This is a genomic window from Streptomyces avicenniae, assembly GCF_000719135.1.
In the GTDB taxonomy this organism is placed as follows: Bacteria; Actinomycetota; Actinomycetes; order Streptomycetales; family Streptomycetaceae; genus Streptomyces; species Streptomyces avicenniae.
Window position 1 is genome coordinate 1 of the sequence record NZ_JOEK01000035.1, and the last position, 728, is coordinate 728.

Annotated in this window: 1 protein-coding gene; it reads left to right on the forward strand. The window is 65.4% G+C overall.

What is annotated here, in order from left to right; translation table 11 throughout:
- Positions 1–728 (forward strand): adenosylhomocysteinase (locus tag IF27_RS29630; protein WP_190233153.1); only part of this gene is annotated, 728 nt, incomplete at both ends.

Consider the following 728-nt stretch of genomic DNA (forward strand, 5'->3'; position numbering starts at 1 on the left):
ACGGTGGCGGAGTCGCCGCAGAAGTGGACGCGGGCGGCTTCCGAGGTCCGGGGCGTCACCGAGGAGACCACGACGGGTGTGCACCGTCTGTACGAGATGTTCCGTGAGGGGTCGCTGCTGTTCCCGGCGATCAACGTGAACGACTCGGTGACGAAGTCGAAGTTCGACAACAAGTACGGGGTGCGGCATTCGCTGATCGACGGGATCAACCGGGGCACGGATGTGCTGATCGGTGGGAAGACCGCGGTGGTCTGCGGTTACGGCGATGTGGGGAAGGGCTGTGCGGAGTCGCTGCGTGGGCAGGGTGCCCGGGTGGTGGTGACCGAGGTGGACCCGATCTGCGCGTTGCAGGCGGCGATGGACGGGTACCAGGTCGTGCGCCTGGAGGATGTGGTGGAGACGGCGGACATCTTCGTGACCGCCACCGGGAACCGTGATGTGATCATGGCCGGGGACATGAGCCGGATGAAGCATCAGGCGATCGTGGGGAACATCGGGCACTTCGACAACGAGATCGACATGGCCGGTCTCGCCCGGGTGCCGGGGGTGGTGAAGGACGAGGTGAAGCCGCAGGTCCACACCTGGACCTTCGACAGCTTCGCGAACCAGACCATCGCGCAGATCGAGATCTACACCCGCACCTCGGAGTATCCGACGGGGGTGTACACGTTGCCGAAGTACCTGGACGAGAAGGTCGCCCGCCTCCACCTCGACGCGTTGGACGCCCG